At 52.3% G+C, this 18,121-nt stretch carries 12 protein-coding genes; 6 read left to right on the forward strand and 6 right to left on the reverse strand.

All coding sequences use genetic code 11. The features are described 5' to 3' along the window. Nucleotides 1–251: 251 nt before the first annotated feature. The 6 genes from H583_RS0120435 to H583_RS0120460 all read right to left on the reverse strand — a co-directional run bounded on the left by H583_RS0120435 (nt 252) and on the right by H583_RS0120460 (nt 7,076). Nucleotides 252–1,202: an ABC transporter ATP-binding protein gene (locus H583_RS0120435; protein WP_028562103.1), complete on the reverse strand. Its 951-nt coding sequence runs from the start codon at nt 1,200–1,202 to the stop codon at nt 252–254. Continuing rightward, nucleotides 1,195–2,274, reverse strand: coding sequence for an ABC transporter ATP-binding protein (locus H583_RS0120440; RefSeq protein ID WP_028562104.1), 1,080 nt, complete (start codon nt 2,272–2,274; stop codon nt 1,195–1,197). Before H583_RS0120440 ends, H583_RS0120435 begins: the two co-directional genes overlap by 8 nt. A 15-nt stretch (nt 2,275–2,289) precedes the next feature. After that, nucleotides 2,290–3,207, reverse strand: a complete 918-nt coding sequence (locus H583_RS0120445; protein WP_028562105.1) for an ABC transporter permease — start codon at nt 3,205–3,207, stop codon at nt 2,290–2,292. Then, nucleotides 3,208–4,143, reverse strand: coding sequence for an ABC transporter permease (locus H583_RS0120450; RefSeq protein WP_028562106.1), 936 nt, complete (start codon nt 4,141–4,143; stop codon nt 3,208–3,210). Nucleotides 4,144–4,195: 52 nt separating this feature from the next. Then, nucleotides 4,196–5,875 carry a peptide ABC transporter substrate-binding protein gene (locus tag H583_RS0120455; protein WP_028562107.1) on the reverse strand — a complete coding sequence of 560 codons (1,680 nt, stop codon included), beginning with the start codon at nt 5,873–5,875 and terminating at the stop codon, nt 4,196–4,198. A 718-nt stretch (nt 5,876–6,593) separates the two neighbouring features. Next, a complete protein-coding gene (locus tag H583_RS0120460) occupies nt 6,594–7,076 on the reverse strand; it encodes a glutathione peroxidase (protein ID WP_028562108.1) in 483 nt (160 codons plus the stop codon). A gap of 224 nt (nt 7,077–7,300) precedes the next feature. On the opposite strand from H583_RS0120460, the gene H583_RS0120465 reads away from it, so the two are divergent. The 6 genes from H583_RS0120465 (at nt 7,301) to zapA (ending at nt 18,120) form a co-directional block, all read left to right on the forward strand. Further along, complete coding sequence (locus H583_RS0120465; RefSeq protein WP_028562109.1) at nt 7,301–7,756, forward strand: MarR family winged helix-turn-helix transcriptional regulator; 456 nt, start codon at nt 7,301–7,303, stop codon at nt 7,754–7,756. Between the two features lie 101 nt (nt 7,757–7,857). Next, nucleotides 7,858–8,937: an FtsH protease activity modulator HflK gene (gene hflK, locus H583_RS33650; RefSeq protein WP_081667413.1), complete on the forward strand. Its 1,080-nt coding sequence runs from the start codon at nt 7,858–7,860 to the stop codon at nt 8,935–8,937. Continuing rightward, nucleotides 8,934–9,803 (forward strand): protease modulator HflC, encoded by an 870-nt coding sequence (gene hflC, locus H583_RS0120475; protein ID WP_028562110.1) that lies wholly within the window; start codon nt 8,934–8,936, stop codon nt 9,801–9,803. The genes hflK and hflC overlap by 4 nt, the downstream gene beginning before the upstream one ends. A gap of 461 nt (nt 9,804–10,264) precedes the next feature. After that, complete coding sequence (gene pheS / locus H583_RS0120480) at nt 10,265–11,299, forward strand: phenylalanine--tRNA ligase subunit alpha (protein ID WP_028562111.1); 1,035 nt, start codon at nt 10,265–10,267, stop codon at nt 11,297–11,299. A gap of 44 nt (nt 11,300–11,343) precedes the next feature. After that, nucleotides 11,344–13,785 (forward strand): phenylalanine--tRNA ligase subunit beta, encoded by a 2,442-nt coding sequence (pheT, locus tag H583_RS0120485; RefSeq protein WP_028562112.1) that lies wholly within the window; start codon nt 11,344–11,346, stop codon nt 13,783–13,785. Between the two features lie 579 nt (nt 13,786–14,364). Further along, a complete protein-coding gene (gene zapA, locus H583_RS33655) occupies nt 14,365–18,120 on the forward strand; it encodes a cell division protein ZapA (protein ID WP_036710418.1) in 3,756 nt (1,251 codons plus the stop codon). The last annotated feature ends 1 nt before the right edge of the window (nt 18,121 follow it).

Below are 18,121 nucleotides of genomic sequence, written 5' to 3' on the forward strand. Positions count from 1 at the left end.
GAGGGGGCGCAGCTCCTTACCGCAGTTTCATGAATAGATCAGGTAAAAAAGAGAGCCGGGGTATCTGCCGGAGGAGCGGCAGCGTTCGCCTCTTGTCTTCGGGAAATGTCCGCAGATAGCGGCTTTCAATCCAAATTTCCTGAAGACAACAGCGACCGGAGGCAGATACCCCGGCACTCCATACTTACCTGATCACTACTCTCCTTAAATGAGCAAAAGGAGAGGCTGCAAGGCCTCTCCTAATTCTCCTTTTATCCGTTCGCTCTCGCAATTGCCCTCCCGGAATTATACTGCTCAAGCTCCCTTTCCGAGCAATAGACGAAATGTCCCGGCGTCACCTCATGCATTTGCGGTTGCTCCAGCACTGTGTATTGATGAATAGTGGGATCGTACAGCTTGCGCCGGCGCGCACGTTCCGCATCGGGGTCCGGAACCGGAATAGCTGACAGCAGCGAGCGCGTATACGGATGGAGCGGATTGTTGTACAGCTCATCCGCAGGCGCAAGCTCAACCAGCTTGCCGTAATACATCACGCCGATCCGGTCACTAATGTATTTGACCATCGACAGATCGTGGGCAATGAACAAATAGGTCAGATTGTTCTCCCGCTGCAGCTTTTTCATCAGATTGACGATCTGGGCCTGAATGGATACATCCAGTGCCGAGATCGGCTCGTCCGCAATGATGAACTCCGGGTCTACGGCAAGCGCGCGGGCAATACCAATCCGCTGCCGCTGGCCACCCGAGGCTTCATGCGGATAGCGACCGGCATAATCCCGGTGCAGCCCGACCTTGTTCAACAGCTCGTGAACCTTGGCTGTGCGTTCCTCCCGGTTCTTCGCCAGACCATGAATATCAATGCCTTCTGCGATTATGTCCCCGACCTTCATGCGCGGATTCAGCGAGGCATAAGGGTCCTGGAAGATCATCTGCATTTTGCGGTTGAACTTCTTGAGTGCCGACCTGTTCTTGCGGCCGTGAACATTTTCCCCTTCATAGAGAACCTGGCCTTCTGTCGCTTGATAAAGACGGATAATAGTTCGTCCGGTCGTCGATTTGCCGCAGCCGGATTCACCTACCAGCCCCAGCGTCTCCCCGCGGTAAATATCAAAGCTGATGCCGTCTACCGCTTTCACGATATTGTTCTTGCCCAGGCGAAAATGCTGCTTCAAATTCACGACCTCGATCAGCTTCTCATCCATGGTGCCGACCTCCCTCCGCAAGCAGGGGCTTGTCATAGTTGGCAGCGAGCTTGCGCATCCGCCGTCTTACCGCTTCCGGTATTTCTACCTTTGGCGCCTCCGGATGAAGGAGCCATGTCTTGGCAAAGTGTGTGTCAGAGACCTGGAACATCGGAGGCTCCTGCTCAAAATCAATTTCCAGTGCAAAACGGTTGCGCGGCGCGAATGCATCTCCCGCGGGGGGATTCATTAGATCGGGCGGCGTTCCTGGAATATCCATGAGCTCTGTGGCATTGTCCGTTTCCAGGTTTGGCATCGAGGCCAGCAATCCCCACGTATAAGGGTGGCGGGGATCGTAGAAGATTTCATCGACGGTTCCAATCTCCACAATTTGCCCGGCATACATGACCGCGACCCGGTCTGCAATATTGGCGACAACACCCAGATCATGTGTGATGAATATAATCGACATGCCAAACTGTGCTTGAAGCTCCTTAAGCAACTCCAGAATTTGCGCTTGAATGGTCACGTCGAGTGCTGTGGTCGGCTCATCGGCGATCAACAGCCGCGGATTGGCGGCGAGTGCCATAGCAATCATTGCCCGCTGCCGCATACCTCCCGACAACTCATGGGCGTACAGATTCATCCGGGTCTCCGGCAGCGCAATGCCCACCAGCCTGAGCAGTTCGATTGCCCGTACTTTGGCTGCGCCGGGCGGCATCTTTTGATGCTTTGCCAGCACCTCGGTAATTTGCCTGCCAATCTTCATCGTCGGGTTCAGGGAGGTCATCGGGTCCTGAAAGATCATGCCGATGTCCTTGCCCCGGATCTTCTCCATCTGTTTGCTTGTCTTTGGGACCAGATCGACGCCGTCCAGCAGAATTTCCCCGCTCTTGATTTGCCCCGGGGGCATCGGGATCAGCTTCATGACCGACTGTGCCGCCACGCTCTTCCCGGAGCCGGATTCGCCTACGACCGCCAACGTTTCTCCCTTGAATACATCAAATGAAATGCCGCGAACGGCCTTGACCTCTCCGCCGTAAGTACGGAAGGACACATGTAAATTTTTGACCTCCAGCAGCTTGTCTCCCATATTCCGGCTCACTCCTTATTTGCGTAGTTTCGGGTCCAGCGCGTCACGCAGACCGTCTCCGATTACATTGAAGGCAAAGATCGTCAAACAAATAAATGCTGCCGGGAAGAACAGCCGCCACGGATAATACTTGATGGCGGGCAGGCCGTCAGAGGCCATCGTGCCCCAGCTTGCGAGCGGCGGTGACAGTCCGAGTCCGAGATAGCTCAAGAATGACTCGGTGAAAATCGCCGTCGGAACCGTCAGTGTCATGGTGACCAGAATCGGTCCCATCGTGTTCGGGATGAGATGCTTGCGCATAATCCGGCTCATGCCCGCACCCAGCGTACGCGCCGCCAGTATATATTCCCTGTTCTTGAGAGACAGCACCTCGCCGCGTACAATCCGGGCCATATTGATCCAGCCGGTAATGGTCATTGCCAGAATCATCGTCGTCAGGCTCTGGCCGAGAACGACCATGAACAAAATCGCCAGCAGCAGATAAGGAACCCCGTACAAAACATCGGCAAACCGCATCATGACTTCGTCGGTACGTCCGCCCCGGTAGGCGGCAATCCCTCCCCAGATGACACCAATTAGCAAATCAATGAGAGCGGCTGATACGCCGATGAGCAGGGAGATGCGCGCGCCCTCCCAGGTGCGGGTAAATACATCCCGGCCGAGATCATCGGTGCCGAACCAATGCTCCGCGGAAGGAGCGAGATTCTTCTGGCTGAGGTTGTTCGTCCGGTAATCATGACCGGTCATATGCGGACCGAAGATGGCCATGAACACCAATCCGATCAGCAGCACCAATCCGATCATAGCCAGCTTGTTCTTGTAAAAGCGGGTCATCACATCCTGCCAAAAGGAGAGGCCGCTTCGGGATACGTTGTCCGCATCCTGATGTTTGATGCCGGCCAGCTTAAATTTGTCTTGCAGCATCGGTTCCATCTAGGCACTCTCCTTTCTGCCGGTTAATTTGATCCGCGGATCAATCAGCACGTACAGAATATCTACAAGCAATACGCACAGCAGCAAAATAATGCTATAAAAGACCGTGACGCCCATAATGACGGTATAGTCACGATTGCCGATGCTCAGCACAAAGCTGGAACCAAGCCCGGGAATGCCGAAGATTTTCTCAATGACGAAGCTTCCCGTAATAATGCTGGCTGCAAGCGGGCCAATATAGGAGACGACGGGCAGCATGGCGTTGCGGATGGTATGCCGGACCGTAATCGCCGACTGGCTGAGCCCCTTGGCCTTGGCCGTCTTAATATAGTCGTTGCTCAGCACCTCCAGCATACTGGAGCGGGTCAGCCTGGCGATGAACGCTGTCGGTGTTGAAGCGAGCGCCAGCGCCGGCAGCACCGTATGCATGAATGACTCCCAGCGGGCAACAGGGAAGATGCCGAGCTGGAGAGCAAATACGTACTGCAACACGGTCGCCATAATGAAGGAGGGGACGGAGATCCCCGCAACCGCAATAATCATGGCACCGTAGTCCTGCCATTTATTATGCCTGAGCGCTGCGATTGTCCCGAGAATGACGCCAACTGCCAGCGCGATAAAGATCGCCATCAAACCCAGGATGGCAGACACCTGGAAGCCGTCGGCAATGAGCTGATTAACGGTCTGGCTCTTGTATTTGAAGGAGGGACCGAAGTCCCACTGGGCAATTTTCACAAGATACTCCCCGTACTGCACGTACCAGGGCTGATCCAGTCCGTAATGAGCTTTCAAATTTGCTTCAATTTGCGCAGGAAGCCGTTTCTCTGAGGTGAACGGATTGCCGGGCGCAAAGCGCATAAGGAAGAACGTCGCTGTCACAATAAGCCACAGAGAAAGCAGAATATACAGCACGCGCTTGCCGATGTATTTCAACATGATGGCCGGACACCTCCGCAATTATCGATAGGGGCCTTGTTTACCATGAGGATCAAGACTCAAAATGAGCCCATTTGAAATAGATATTGGACAAGCCGTCGATAAAGACATCCTTGAGCTTATCGTTCACAACCCAATTGTTCGTGTAGAAATAGATTGGCAATACCGGCATTTCATCCATAAAAATGGCTTCAGCCTGCTGCAGAAGCTGAGCGCGCTTGGCAGCATCCTTTTCAGTGGAGGATTTGGCCAGCAGATCCTTGAACTGCGCATTTTCCCAGCCAGTATCGTTGTTGCCGCCGTCTTTGTCACGGAACATTTCCAGGAAGTTGATCGCATCGTTGAAGTCGGCAATCCAGCCCATGCGTCCAACCTGATAATCCAGAGAGTGAAGCTTTTCAATATAGACCGCCCACTCGGAATTTTCCAGTGTGACTTCTACGCCGAGATTTTTTGTCCACATGTCCTGAATTGCCTGGGCGATTTTCTGGTGGCCTTCGCTTGTATTGTAGGAGAGAGTGATGGCCGGAAGTTCGGATACGTCCTTATAACCAAGTTCTTCGAGACCTTTTTGCAGGAATTCCTTGGCTTGGTCAATTGCGTTGTCACCAAAGTAACCCTTGCTGTTTTCAGTAAAAATGGAAGGCGGTACGAAAGCAGTCGCCGGGAACTGTCCGCCCTGCGTAACGTTGTCAATGATGGATTGTCTGTCGATGGCATAGGTGAAGGCTTTGCGGATATTGGCATTGTTGAATGGCTTCTCTGTCGTGTTGAATTTATAGAAATAAGTTGAAGCAGCTGCCTGCGAATGCAGCTTGCCGGAGTCGCGCAGCGACGGAATCGCATCCGTCGGCAGGGCGCCGATCGGGCTGCCGGCCCAGTCCAGCTCATTTTTCTCGAACATGCCAAGCACGGTATTTTCATCGTTTACGATGGTCATCGTAATTTTGTCCAGCTTGACAGTACCTTTGTCCCAGTACGAATCATTTTTCAACAGGATGACCTTGTCATTGTGGGCCCACTCAGCCAGCTTGAACGGACCGTTGGACGTATAGAGGTCGCCCGCATTGTCAGCCCAGGTTTTATTGGCTTCAGCAATTTTGCTGTTAATTGGCAGGTACGTATAGAAGCTTGTCAGTTCGAGGAAGAATGGCGTCGGATTGACCAGTTTGACCTCCAGTGTTTTCTCGTCCAATGCCTTGACACCTACAGAATCGGCTGAGCCTTTGCCTGTATTGGCCTGCTCTGCGCCATCAATATAATAAAGCTGATAAGCATATTTGGCTTCATTGGCCGGGTCCAGTACCCATTTCCAGGCGTATTCGAAATCGTGAGCCGTGACCGGATCGCCATTGCTCCATACCGCATCACGAAGCTTGAACGTGTACAGCTTCTGATCATCTGAAATATCAATTTGCTCGGCAATCGCCTTCTCAGGCTTGCCGCTCTTGCCGATTGTCGTCAGACCTTCAAAAATCTGATTGAGAACGCCACCGGATACATTGTCATTTGCAAGTCCCGGATGGAGGGTAGGAGGCTCTGAGTGCAGGTTATACCGCAATTCCTGGGTCGCATTCCCGCCTGTATCTCCCGGTGTAGAGCTTTCGCCTTCGGTAGTGATCCCCTTGTTATTGTTGTTGCCCGGCTGATTGCTTGACGGCTTGGAGCATGCTGCAAATACGAGACTTGTCATCAGTAATACACTGAGAACGATCATGATTCTTTTCTTCATAAATATTGCCTCCTTGTTTTTTATATTTCAAATGAATCAGGCAGAGATCCCCTGGCCATTCGAGCAAAAATACATAAATAAATGGGAAATATAATATTTATTATTTTGAATACAATATTATTTCCGGCAAATAAATGTGTATCTCTCTTAAATTCTCAATGGGAAAATTCTGTGCTCGAAAGAGGGGATGACCCGTACGATAATCCATCTGATAACTCTGGTAACATTGAATTGAAAAGCTGAATTGCATAGGTTTGTATGCGAGTGTTGTGAGTATGACAGCAGAGGGGATCGCATCCTGATTTCAAAAAAAGACCGTCCTATTTTGTAAAGTTTAGGCGAGTTTTCTCGAACTGCGATTTACTGGGAAGATAACGGATAAGGAGTATTGCGATACGAAATTGTTCAATCCTTTAAAGAAAAGGTATAAGCTTGTCTGCTTCGGTTGTAATCGGCCCCCTTTTTGTAAAAAAGATGTTAACATGCTCAGTATAAATGATGGTTGGCGAGAAAAATGTCGCAATATGTAATTGATGCTATAAAAAATAAACAAATCAAAAAAGCCAAGCAGGCGTAAGATGCCTTGCTCGACCTTTTCACAAAGTATAACGGTAGAATATTTTAAGTGTAAACATTACTGATCTAAAGAGGCTGGCGGCGGGTAAAGTACCCCCGTCCGGGCAGACCAGGGCCAATATCCTGAGCCGGCTGCAAACAATTAACGGGAGAGAAGCTCCTTAATATGGCTTTCGATGCTCTCCGGCGTATCTGTTGGCGCAAAGCGCTTTACAACCCGTCCGTCGCGGTCGACAAGAAACTTGGTGAAATTCCATTTAATCTGCTTGATACCGAGCGCCCCAGGAGCTTCGCTGGTCAAATGCTGGTAGAGCGGATGGGCATTTTTCCCGTTCACATCGATTTTGGAGAACAACGGAAAGCTGACACCGTGATTAATTTCGCAAGCCTCGGCGATTTGATCGTCTTCAGCCAGCTCCTGGTTCATGAATTGGCTGCTCGGAAAGCCCAGCACGTTAAAGCCCTGATCCTTATAAGTCGTGTAGAGCTGCTGCAGCCCTTTGAATTGCGGGGCGAATCCGCATTTGGTTGCCGTGTTTACAATAAGCAGTACCTGGCCCTTGTAATCGTTCATGTTTTGCTCCGCACCGCGGATTGTACTTACTTTAATATCATATAAACTCATTATATTATCCTCCTTGGGCTGGGTAATAGCCATCCATATAAGTAAACATCATGGTATAGAGCGACATTGCATTTTTAAATAATATTGCTTACAATTGAATTGTATAAAATTTAATTTCGGATGTCAACCGGTTATCCAAATTTAATTGTATGCAATTGGATTGTGAAGCATCTATAATAGAAACTGCATCATGACGGTTCTTTAGAGAAAGGGGAAGACATACGATGGAGCAACACGATATTTTTCTGAAACTGGAGCAGCATCTGTGCTTCGTAGCTTATGCCTGTTCAAAGGAAATGACCAAGTTGTACCGGCCGATTCTGGATGAGTTCGGTTTGACTTATACGCAATATATTACGATGGTTGTGCTGTGGGAGAAAAATGAGCTTCCCATGAAGGAGCTTGGCTCACGCCTGTATCTGGATTCCGGCACGCTGACGCCGCTGCTTAAGAAGCTGGAAGCGATGGGGCTGATTACACGGAACCGTGACAAGCAAGATGAGCGCAGTGTTGTGATCGGATTGACAGCAATAGGGACAGAGCTTAAGGAGAAGGCCAAGAACATTCCGCTGCGGCTGTTCAATCAGACTGATGTGTCCGAGGATAAGCTGATGCAAATCCATACCCAGATGAATGATCTTTTAAACATGCTGGAAGGGCTTGATACTAAACAAAATTAAATTTTTTGAAACGTTCGGCAGGCTGATGCGTATGGATGTATCATACGGCTTATATAAGGAAATTTTATAATTCCGTACCATCAGAGAAGGGAAGTGAATAGATGGAGGTTTTTTCCGGGGGGAAAGAGAACCAGGGACCACAGAATGGAATGCCCCAGCTGCCGAAGGGCTCCATTCAGAAGATTATTGCCGGCGTTATTATTGTATTGCTGCTGCTCGTGGGGTGGACATCGTTCTACACGATTGAGGAGCAGGAGCAGGCTGCTATATTGACCTTCGGCAAGTATTCGCACACGGAGGAGAAATCCGGTCTTCATTTTAAATTGCCTTATCCGATTCAACATGCTGTCATTGTACCGGCTAATCTGACCCAGCAGCTGCAGATTGGCTACAGACAAGCCGACGGTCAGCAGAATGTCGGAATTGAGGAAGAATCGCTGATGATTACAGGAGATGAAAATCTGGTCTCAGCGGACGCAGTTGTAGAGTGGAAGGTATCTGACCTGCAAAAATTCCTCTATAATATTGAAAATCCGGAGCAGTTCCTGCGGAATTCTGCCGTATCGGCTATCCGCTCTGTTATCGGTTCAACCAATCTGGATTTTGCGATCACAGAGGGGAAGACAGTCATCCAGGGTGAAGTTAAGAAGAATCTGGAGGAACTGCAGCAGCATTACAACACAGGCATTCATATTGTCGATTTGAAATTCCAGGATATCGAGCCGCCGGAGGGCACGGTGCAGCAGGCATTCAGAGAAGTGACGAATGCCCGCGAGGAGAAAAATACGAAAATCAACCAGGCGCAGAAATATGTCAATGACAGGCTTCCAAAGGCAAGAGGGGAAGCGCAGGCGCTGATTGAGCAGGCCGAGGCAGAGAAGCATTCCCGGATCGTGAACGCACAAGGGGATGTTGCCAAGTTTAATGCGGTCTATAATGAATATGTGAAAAATCCGGACATCACGAGCGACCGTCTCATTCTGGAGACGCTGGAGAAGATACTCCCGAGCGCGAAGGTGATTATTACGGACGGCGGCGGGGATACCGTGAAATATTTGCCGCTGAATGAGCTGCTTGGCTCATCCCGTTCGAATTCTTCACAGACGGTTACACCACCGCCGGCAGCGCCGCCTCAGGCACCGTCAGAAACGGATGAAGAGGAGAGGGGGAACACGCCATGAGTAAAAACTGGATCTCCACGATAGTCGGCGCTGTTATCCTGGTTATATTGCTGTCCGGTTCGCTGTTTGTCGTAAATGAAGGCGAATACAAGGTTGTGCTCCAGTTCGGGGAAGCGAAGACCATTCATCAGGACCCGGGCATCAAGATTAAAATTCCGTTTATCCAGACGGTCACCAGCCTGCCGAAATATCAGCAAATCTATGAGAGCAACCCGACCCCGATTTTGACCAAGGATAAAAAGCCGATCAACGTGGATAACTACACCGTCTGGCGTATTAAGGAGCCTCAGAAGTTCCTGCAGACGCTCCGTACCGTATCAGCTGCGGAAGGACGTATCGGCGATGCGGTATACAATACCGTCAGAAGGAAGCTCTCTGAGGTCGAATATGGAAATATCATTAGTGAGGATACTGCGCGCGGCAATCTGAATGACGATATTACCAGAGACGTATCCGAGATGTCCGACCGGCAAAATTACGGCATCGAAATTGTCGACGTACGCATCAAGCGCACGGATTTGCCGAAGGAGAACAAGGAAAGCGTCTACAACCGGATGATCTCCGACCGCCAGTCGATTGCTGCCGGATATTTGTCCGAGGGTGATGAGGAGTCACGAAAAATCACATCCAATGCCGACCGCCAGGCCAGAGAACTGATCGCCAAGTCCGAATCGGATGCGAAGAAGATCGTTGCCGAAGGCGAGCAAGAAGCGGCGAGAATTTATAATGCCGCATACGGCAAGGACAAAAACTTCTACAAGCTCTACCGGACGCTGGAGAGCTATGTAACGACGATTCAAGGGGAGACGATTATCATGCTGCCGATCGACTCGCCATATACCCAGGCGCTCCTGGGCAATAAATAGGTGATCCCTCTTGCATCGCCCGTAAGCTTTGCATATAATGAAGAAATGAAATGCGATGAAAGAGAAGAGTACGCAGTGCTTTCATTCAGGGAGAGGACACCGGAGACTGGAAGTGTCTTTATGAAATCAGGCTGCCGAAGTTCGCTCTTGAGCAGGTTGCTGAACGGCCATCATTTGTTAGTTTTTAGATGGGCCCCATTAGGATAACCCGGCGCCGAACCGTTAGTCGGATTTGAGGGATTGTCAGGCTTTGGCCAGTGCCGGGCAGATGATCCGAATTAGGGTGGTACCACGGTCTTTCCGTCCCTTGCGGGGGAGGAAAGGCCTTTTTTTATTGAAATATAAGAATTTACATGTGATTTCGTTCAAAAAGGTTCTTATATTTCTTCGCGAAACGCTGTTCTGCCGTTTGAACGGTATCAGCGGTTTAAGCTTGCATATTCAGATGAGGAGGGCTTTTCATGAAGGAACGATTGGAAGCATTGCGCCAGGAGGCGCTGGAGGAGCTCAACCAGGTTGCCGATCCGGGTGTACTGAATGACCTGCGGATCAAGTACCTGGGCAAAAAGGGTGCGCTGACGGAGATTTTGCGCGGCATGGGCGGCCTGAGCAATGAAGAGCGTCCGATTATCGGACAGGTGGGTAATGAGGTGCGTGCTGCCATTGAAGCGGTCATCGGCGAGAAGCAGGAGCAGTTCATCCGCCAGGAGACGGAGAACAGGCTGCGTGCAGAGACCATTGATGTGACGCTGCCAGGCACTAAGGTATCTGCAGGAGCCGTTCACCCGCTGAACAAGGTTGTTCAGGAGATCGAAGATATCTTCATCGGCATGGGCTATACCGTAGCGGAAGGTCCTGAGGTGGAGACGGATTATTACAACTTTGAGGCGCTGAACCTGCCGAAGAACCATCCGGCCCGTGATATGCAGGATTCCTTCTACATTACGGATGAAATCCTGATGCGCACGCAGACGTCCCCCGTACAGATTCGTACGATGAAGGCAATGAACGGCAAGTCACCTGTTAAAATCATCTGCCCGGGCAAAGTATACCGCCGCGATGATGATGATGCGACACATTCCTTCCAGTTCAACCAGATTGAAGGACTGGTTATTGATAAAAATATTCGCATGAGCGATTTGAAGGGCACCTTGCTTCAGTTCGTGCAGCAAATCTTCGGCGAGCAGACACAAATCCGCCTGCGCCCGAGCTTCTTCCCGTTCACGGAGCCTAGCGCTGAGGTGGACGTGACTTGCGTGCAATGCGGCGGACATGGCTGCCGGATGTGCAAGCAGAGCGGATGGCTCGAAATTCTCGGCTGCGGCATGGTTCATCCCCGCGTACTGGAGATGGGCGGCTATGACCCGAATGAAGTTAGCGGATTCGCATTCGGAATGGGTGTTGAGCGGATTGCGCTTTTGAAATACGGCATTGACGATATTCGTCATTTCTACACGAACGATCTGCGCTTCTTGAGCCAGTTTGCAAGAATGTGACCGTGGAAATCCAGCGATAAGAGCGAAGAAAGAAGGGGTATAGAATGAAGGTATCGTATCAATGGTTGAAAGAATATGTAGATGTGTCCGGATTCAGCGCCCAGGAGCTGGCGGAGAAGCTGACCCGCGGCGGCATTGAGGTTGACGGTGTCGAGGCGCGCAACCAGGGAGTGACTGGTGTTGTTGTCGGTTATGTGAAATCAAAGGAAAAGCACCCGGATGCCGACAAGCTGAACGTATGTAAAGTAGATGTAGGCACAGGCGAAGAGCTGCAGATCGTCTGCGGCGCCCGCAACGTTGATGCCGGACAGCATGTGCCGGTTGCGACAGTTGGCGCTAAACTGCCTGGGGGTATGGCAATCAAGCGCGCCAAGCTGCGCGGTGTAGAATCTCAGGGCATGATTTGTTCTGCGAAAGAACTGGGCATTAATGACAAGCTGCTTCCGAAGGAACAGCAGGAGGGTATTCTCGTTCTGCCTCAAGGACTGACGCTGGGTACGCCAATTACCGAGGTGCTTGGTCTGGATGACGAGATTCTCGATCTTGACCTGACACCGAACCGCTCCGATGCACTCAGCATGCTGGGTGTGGCTTATGAGATTGCTGCCCTTACCGGAGGATCAGTCAAGCTGCCGGAATTCCAGATTCCTGCTTCCTCCGTAAAGGCAGAGGATCATATCTCTGTCCAAATCAGCACGCCGGAACAGTGCTCCCACTATACTGCGCGTTATATTAAAGGCATCAAGCTGGCTCCGTCGCCGCAATGGATGCAAAATCGTCTCATTGCAGCCGGTGTCAGACCAATCAGCAATATCGTCGATATTACCAACTATGTCATGCTGGAATACGGTCAGCCGCTTCATGCATTTGATGCGGACAAGGTAGCCGGCGGCAAAATCGATGTCCGTCTGGCCCGCGAAGGCGAGACACTCGAGACACTGGACGGTCAGCTTCGCAAGCTGGAGCCGCATATGCTCGTGATTACCGACGGCACGAATCCGATCGGCCTGGCCGGCGTAATGGGCGGTGCGAATTCCGAGGTGTCCGACGATACAGTCAACATTCTGTTGGAATCCGCGCATTTTGACGGAGGCACAATTCGCAAAACATCACGCCAGTTCGGGCTTCGCTCCGAGGCAAGCATCCGCTTTGAGAAGGAAGTTGATCCGGCTGTTGTGTTGAAAGCGCTGGACCGTGCTGCTTCCCTGATTGCTGAATATGCGGACGGTCATGTTGCAGAAGGTGTTGCAGCTGCCGGTTCTGAAGTGATCAAGTCTGTGCAAATTAATGTATCCCGTGAACGGATCAACCATTTCCTCGGTACCGAGTTGTCCGGACTTGAGATCAAGACGATCTTTGGCCGCTTGAATGTGGACTATGAGGAGCCGCAGCAAGACAGCTATGTGGTGAAGGCGCCAAGCCGCCGTGGAGACATCGCGCGTGATGTTGATATTATTGAAGAAGTAGCCCGTCTGTACGGCTATGACAATATACCAACGACTCCGATCGAAGGGACGATTACACCGGGAGCGCTGAGTGCTTCGCAGTCGATCCGCCGCCAGATTCGCAGCCGTCTGACCGATGCCGGCCTTCATGAGGTGATTAGCTATTCCTTCACATCGCCGGAGCGTACACGTTTGTTCCCGGCCATCTCCGGCAATGCCGTGCCAGTCAGACTGTCCATGCCAATGAGCGAAGACCGCAGTGTGCTGCGCACAAGCATCGTGCCGAACCTGCTGGACATTGCGGCCTACAACCGAAACCGCAAGACCGAGAACATCGCCATCTTCGAGGTAGGCAGTGTATTTCTGACAGACGAGGCCGAGCTGACACGCCAGCCGCATGAGCGCCAGAAGCTTGCTGCGCTGCTGACTGGCAGCCGTCTCCGTCCGCAATGGAATGTCAAATCCGAAGCTGTTGATTTCTATGATATCAAGGGCGTTCTGGAAGCTGTTACCGATCTGCTCGGATTGTCCGGAAAGGTAAATTTGCAAGCGGCAGCACCGGAGCATATGCACCCGGGACGCGCGGCTGCAATACTGCTGGATACGCCGCGCGGCAGCGAAACAATCGGCTACATCGGGCAGCTTCACCCGGATACACAACGCGAGCTGGATCTGGTGGATACGTACATTTTCGAGCTTAACCTGGAAGCATTGTATGAAGCGGTCGACACTTCGATTGTCTACCGCGCGCTGCCCCGCTTCCCTGCAAGCACCCGGGACATCGCTGTGGTCATTGACCGGAAGCAGGAGACAGGCAGCCTGACGGCGGCAATCGTAGAGACGGCAGGCGAGCTGCTGGAGTCGGTCGAGGTGTTCGATATTTATACAGGAGAGCGTCTGGGCGCTGACAAGAAGAGCGTAGCGCTGTCCCTTGTATACCGTCATGCAGAGCGTACTTTGACGGACGAAGAAGTCACAGAGCTTCATGCCAAGGTCGTCGAAAGATTAGAACAATCTTTTCATGCAGAATTGAGAAAATAGGCAGGAAACCGCTTGGGCCATATCGAATTAGTTCTTTGGAACTTTTCGATATGGCTTTTGGTTTTTTATCAAGATTTTTACGGCTCCATATCATGCTCGGTGCGTCATAGGCTGCGAAAAAGAAGGGTTCTAACGATTCATGAAGCATATAAGGCATGAAACAGGGTTTTAATTAATGAATGAAATTAGATACCGCTTCGTTTCTCCAGAACTCTTCATCTCTCCGCCAGTTGAATCGCAGCAAGCGCTAAATGAATCCAGACCGCTTCTTCATCGGCTTACGGCTATTTTCTAAAGAATACGAATGTTCCATGCTCCATGCGTTTGCATGGCTCAATTGAAAATGTACTGCCAGAATGAACTCGAAATGTTATGGCTGCTTGCAATGTAATTCTAATGCTAAACGAACTGCTAAATCGCTAAAAAATGTACTGCATAATGTTACGCCAGGCTGGTTCGCCCAAGGACCTGCCGGCTTTTGAAAAACGTCTGGTCTTGTCATCAAAGGACCCGGGCAGCTGTTCAACTTATGGAATGGCAATATAGATTCAAAAAGTAATTTCGGGAGGTACAAACGTGATGGATGCTGAACGCACAAAAGTTACGGTTGATATATATGGGCATCAATATAAGCTGGTAGGACATTCAAGCGTTGAATATATCAAACAGGTCGCCGCGATGGTGGACGAGAATATGAACAAACTTGCAAGCGCCTATTCCCGGCTGGATATGCCGCGGATCGCGGTGCTTGCAGCTGTACATATGGCTGATGAGGTTAACCGGCTGAGAGATGACAATAAGCAGCTTGCAGTGGAGACGGAGCGCAACAGGCAGCTGACCCGGGAACTGGAGGCTGTCCAGATGGCCATGAGCGACCTGCGGGAAGAACTGTCCGGGCAGGAAGCGCGAAGCAGAGCGGAGCTGGACCGCCTGCAGACAGAGCATAACAAGCAGTTGGAAGAGCTGGAAGCCAGATGGAGCAGCAAGCATTCGAATGCGCTCGAAGGCTTCGAAGAGGAAAGGCAGGAAAAGGAGCGCGAGTGGCTGGCTGTTCAGCAGCGGCATGAGCAGCAAATGGCGGAGCAAAAAGAGCGGCTGGAGGCCGAGCTTGCCCGCCGTGAGCAGGAATGGGCCGAATTGAAGGAACTCCTCGAGCTGGAAGCGGCTGAGGAAGCAGCCAGACTGCAGGAACGGGAACAGCAATGGCAGGCCGAGCGCGAGCAGCAGATCGAGAAGTGGGAGTCTGCGCTGCAGCATAAGGACCTGCACTGGGAGGAAAAGCTCGGACAACTGGAGCAGGAGCATGCTGCGGCATTCTCGGAGCTGGAAGCACGCGGAAAGGCAGATCTTGATACGGCATTGCAGGAAGCGCAGCAGAAAGAACAGAAGCTGCGGGACAGCTTTGCCAGCCAGCGCCAGCAGAAGGAGACCGAATGGCAAGCCAGGCTGGAGCAGTTGGAGAATGACCGGCTGGCTGATCTGGAGCAGCATGAAGAGCGTTTGTCTACAGAGAAGCAGGCTGCCGCAGATGAGCTTGCCCGCCGTGAAGAGGAATGGGAAGCGCGCCGTCAGCAGCTGGAACTGGAAGCAGAGCAGGAGAAGCTCAAGCTGCAGGAACTGGAGCAGCAGTGGCTGACCGATCAAGAGCAGCAGGAACAGCAGAGGAAGGCTGAGCAAGAGCAGCATGAACGCCGTCTGGCAGCATTGAAGCAGGAATTGGCAGCGGAGCTTGCCCGCCGCGAAGCGGAATGGGAGTCGGCTCGTGAGCAAGCTGAACAGCTGCGCAAGGCAGAGCAGGAAGCGTACGAACAGAAGCTGTCTGCTGCCAAGCAGGAGTCGGAAGCCAAGCTTGCGCATCTTGAGGAGCAGTGGCTCGCCGAGCAGGAACAGGCTGAACAACAGCTCAAGACTGAGCAGGAGCGGTATGAGCAGCAATTGGCTGCAGTACAGCAAGCAGCCGCAGATGAGCTTGCGCGCCGTGAAGGGCAATGGCAGGATGAGCAGGAGCTGGCCGGACAGCAGCGTCAAGAAGATCAGGAGCAGCACGAGCAGCAATTGTCTGCTCTGAAGCAGGAGTCCGAGGCAGAACTTGCGCGCCGCGAGGAGCAGTGGCAATCGGAACTAGAGCAGGCCAAGCAGCAGCAGTTAGCCGAACAGGAACAGTGGCAGGCGGAGCGGGAACAGCGCAAAAAGCAGGAGCAACAGCTGCGCGAGAGCTTCGCTGCCCAGCGCCAGGAAGTTGAGGAGCAGTGGCAGGCCAGGCTTCAGGAGCATGAGCAGGCATTGGCTGCAGCCAAGCAGGAGACGGTCGATGAGCTTGCGCGCCGCGAGGAACAGTGGGCAGCTGAGAAACTGAAGCTGAACCAGGAGCAGGGGCAAATGCTCGCCGAATTCGAGGAGCATTGGAACGAGGAGCAGGAGCGCTTCCGAACTGAGGCGGAGCAGCGGGAACAGGCTTTGCTGGATGCGCAATCGGCTTTGCGTGAGGAACTGGAGCAGCAGCGGCTCGCTGAGCTTGAGAAGCAAGAGCAGGAATGGGCAGCCGAGAGAAAGAGGCTGCAGGAGGTTAAAGAGGCCGAGTTGTCCGAGTGCGAGCAATACTGGAAATCCGAGTTTGATCGCGTTGAAGAGAAATGGGCCGAAGAGAAGGAGATTCTTGAGCAGCAGCAGCTTAAGGCGTTGGAAGAGCGCGAGCAGCACTGGCAGGCTGAGCTTGTCCGTCGTAGTGAGGAATGGAACGGTCAGCAGCAGGAGCTGGAGCGCGAGAAGGAAGCGGCATTGGCCGAATGGGAGCAATATTGGCAAGCCGAGCTTCAATCCGCGCAGGAGCAGGCCGAAACAGAGAAGCAAGAGATGCTTGACCGCCAGGAGGCCAGCCGCATAGAGCTGGAGCAGAAGTGGCAGAGCAGGCTTGAAGCTATTCGCACCGAAGCTTCAGCCGAGCGTCAGGCTCAGCTCGAGGAGCAGGAGGCTGCTTTGGCTGAGCGCGAGCAGTACTGGCAGGCTGAGATGGAAGCTGTTCGCCGGCAGGCGGAAGATGATCGTCAAGCCGGGCTTGACGATCAAAAGACGCTTCTGGCTGATCTGGAACAGCAGTGGCAGGCGAAGCTTGAAGACACGCGGAAACAGGCTGCTGAGAAGCAGCAAGCGCTGCTGGCAGAGCAGGAAGCACGTTTCGCCGAGCGCGAGCAGCAGTGGGAAGCTGATCTTGAAGAAGCCTTTAAGCAGGCAGCAGAGGAACAACAGGCATTGCTGGCTGCACAGGAAGCCCAGCGGCAGGAGCGTGAGCAATACTGGCAGGCTGAGCTGTCCAGCCAGAAGCAGGAGGCGGAGGCTGCCCAGCAGAGGGTCATAAAAGAGCAGTGGAAGGCGCAGCAAGACCGGGAATTGTATTGGGAAAGCGAGCGCGAGCGTCTCCGGCATGAGGCCGGCGAGCAGGCGAAGCAGATCGAACAGCAATGGCAGGAAGAGAAGGCGCATATGCTCAAGGAGCTGGAGGAAGAATGGAGCGGGCGCTTGTCGGCGGCTTCCAGTCAGTGGATACAGGAACGCGAGCAAATAGAAGAAGTGAATATGATTTCACGCAAGGAAGCTGAGGAAATCTGGCAAAGCAGCTTTGTGGAATTAAGAAAGCAGTATGAGCTGGACTTGAGTAAGTGGAGCGTTCGTTGCGATGAAGCTGAAAATCGCGCGCTTGAGCTGATGGAGCAGGAAGACGAGCTTCGAAGCCAGCTGAATCAGCTGGAGGAAGACATGCGCAAGCATCTGTCCAGGGAAGAAGAGGCGCTCGAGACTGTGAAGGCTTATAAACATAAGGAAGAGGAGCAGTTACAGCGGCTCCAGCAGCTCGACGATCAGCTAATCAAGCAGCGTGAGCAGCTCACTGCGGCCTATAAGCTGGGCAACGAACAAAAGGAGCAATACCGCGAGATGACAGAGCAGTTCACACGCTTAAAGGATGAGCTGGAGCAGCATGGAGTACGTGAGCAGGAGCTTACGGACAAGCACATGCAGCTTGAAGCGCAGCTGCAGGAAGCACTGGAGCTGGCGGAGCTGTCCCAGGAAGAGGAGAGCAGGCTGAATCAGCGTGAGACTGAGCTGAATAAACAGCTGGACGAACTGAACAGGCAGTCGAAAGCGTCTGAGGCAGAGGCTGCGCGACTCTCTGGTGAGCTGGAGCAACTGCGGGAAATTCTCGATTCCCGTGAGCAGGAGGATTCCTCCCTGAAGCATGCACACGAGGCATTGCAACAGGAACATGACAAACTGCGGATTGAGTATTCGAAGCTGCAGACCGAGTATAATGAATGGATTGAACTAATCGAGCAAAGCTAGA

The sequence above is a fragment of the Paenibacillus pinihumi DSM 23905 = JCM 16419 genome (assembly GCF_000422505.1).
Classification (GTDB): Bacteria; Bacillota; Bacilli; order Paenibacillales; family Paenibacillaceae; genus Paenibacillus_D; species Paenibacillus_D pinihumi.

What these genes read in the sequence shown, in the direction of transcription:
- hflK (WP_081667413.1), top strand. Translation starts at nt 7,858, where the DNA reads ATGGAGGTTTTTTCCGGGGGGAAAGAGAACCAGGGACCACAGAATGGA.
- pheT (WP_028562112.1), top strand. Translation starts at nt 11,344, where the DNA reads ATGAAGGTATCGTATCAATGGTTGAAAGAATATGTAGATGTGTCCGGA.
- zapA (WP_036710418.1), top strand. Translation starts at nt 14,365, where the DNA reads ATGGATGCTGAACGCACAAAAGTTACGGTTGATATATATGGGCATCAA.
- H583_RS0120445 (WP_028562105.1), bottom strand. Translation starts at nt 3,207, where the DNA reads ATGGAACCGATGCTGCAAGACAAATTTAAGCTGGCCGGCATCAAACAT.
- hflC (WP_028562110.1), top strand. Translation starts at nt 8,934, where the DNA reads ATGAGTAAAAACTGGATCTCCACGATAGTCGGCGCTGTTATCCTGGTT.
- H583_RS0120435 (WP_028562103.1), bottom strand. Translation starts at nt 1,202, where the DNA reads ATGGATGAGAAGCTGATCGAGGTCGTGAATTTGAAGCAGCATTTTCGC.
- H583_RS0120440 (WP_028562104.1), bottom strand. Translation starts at nt 2,274, where the DNA reads ATGGGAGACAAGCTGCTGGAGGTCAAAAATTTACATGTGTCCTTCCGT.
- H583_RS0120455 (WP_028562107.1), bottom strand. Translation starts at nt 5,875, where the DNA reads ATGAAGAAAAGAATCATGATCGTTCTCAGTGTATTACTGATGACAAGT.
- H583_RS0120465 (WP_028562109.1), top strand. Translation starts at nt 7,301, where the DNA reads ATGGAGCAACACGATATTTTTCTGAAACTGGAGCAGCATCTGTGCTTC.
- pheS (WP_028562111.1), top strand. Translation starts at nt 10,265, where the DNA reads ATGAAGGAACGATTGGAAGCATTGCGCCAGGAGGCGCTGGAGGAGCTC.
- H583_RS0120450 (WP_028562106.1), bottom strand. Translation starts at nt 4,143, where the DNA reads ATGTTGAAATACATCGGCAAGCGCGTGCTGTATATTCTGCTTTCTCTG.
- H583_RS0120460 (WP_028562108.1), bottom strand. Translation starts at nt 7,076, where the DNA reads ATGAGTTTATATGATATTAAAGTAAGTACAATCCGCGGTGCGGAGCAA.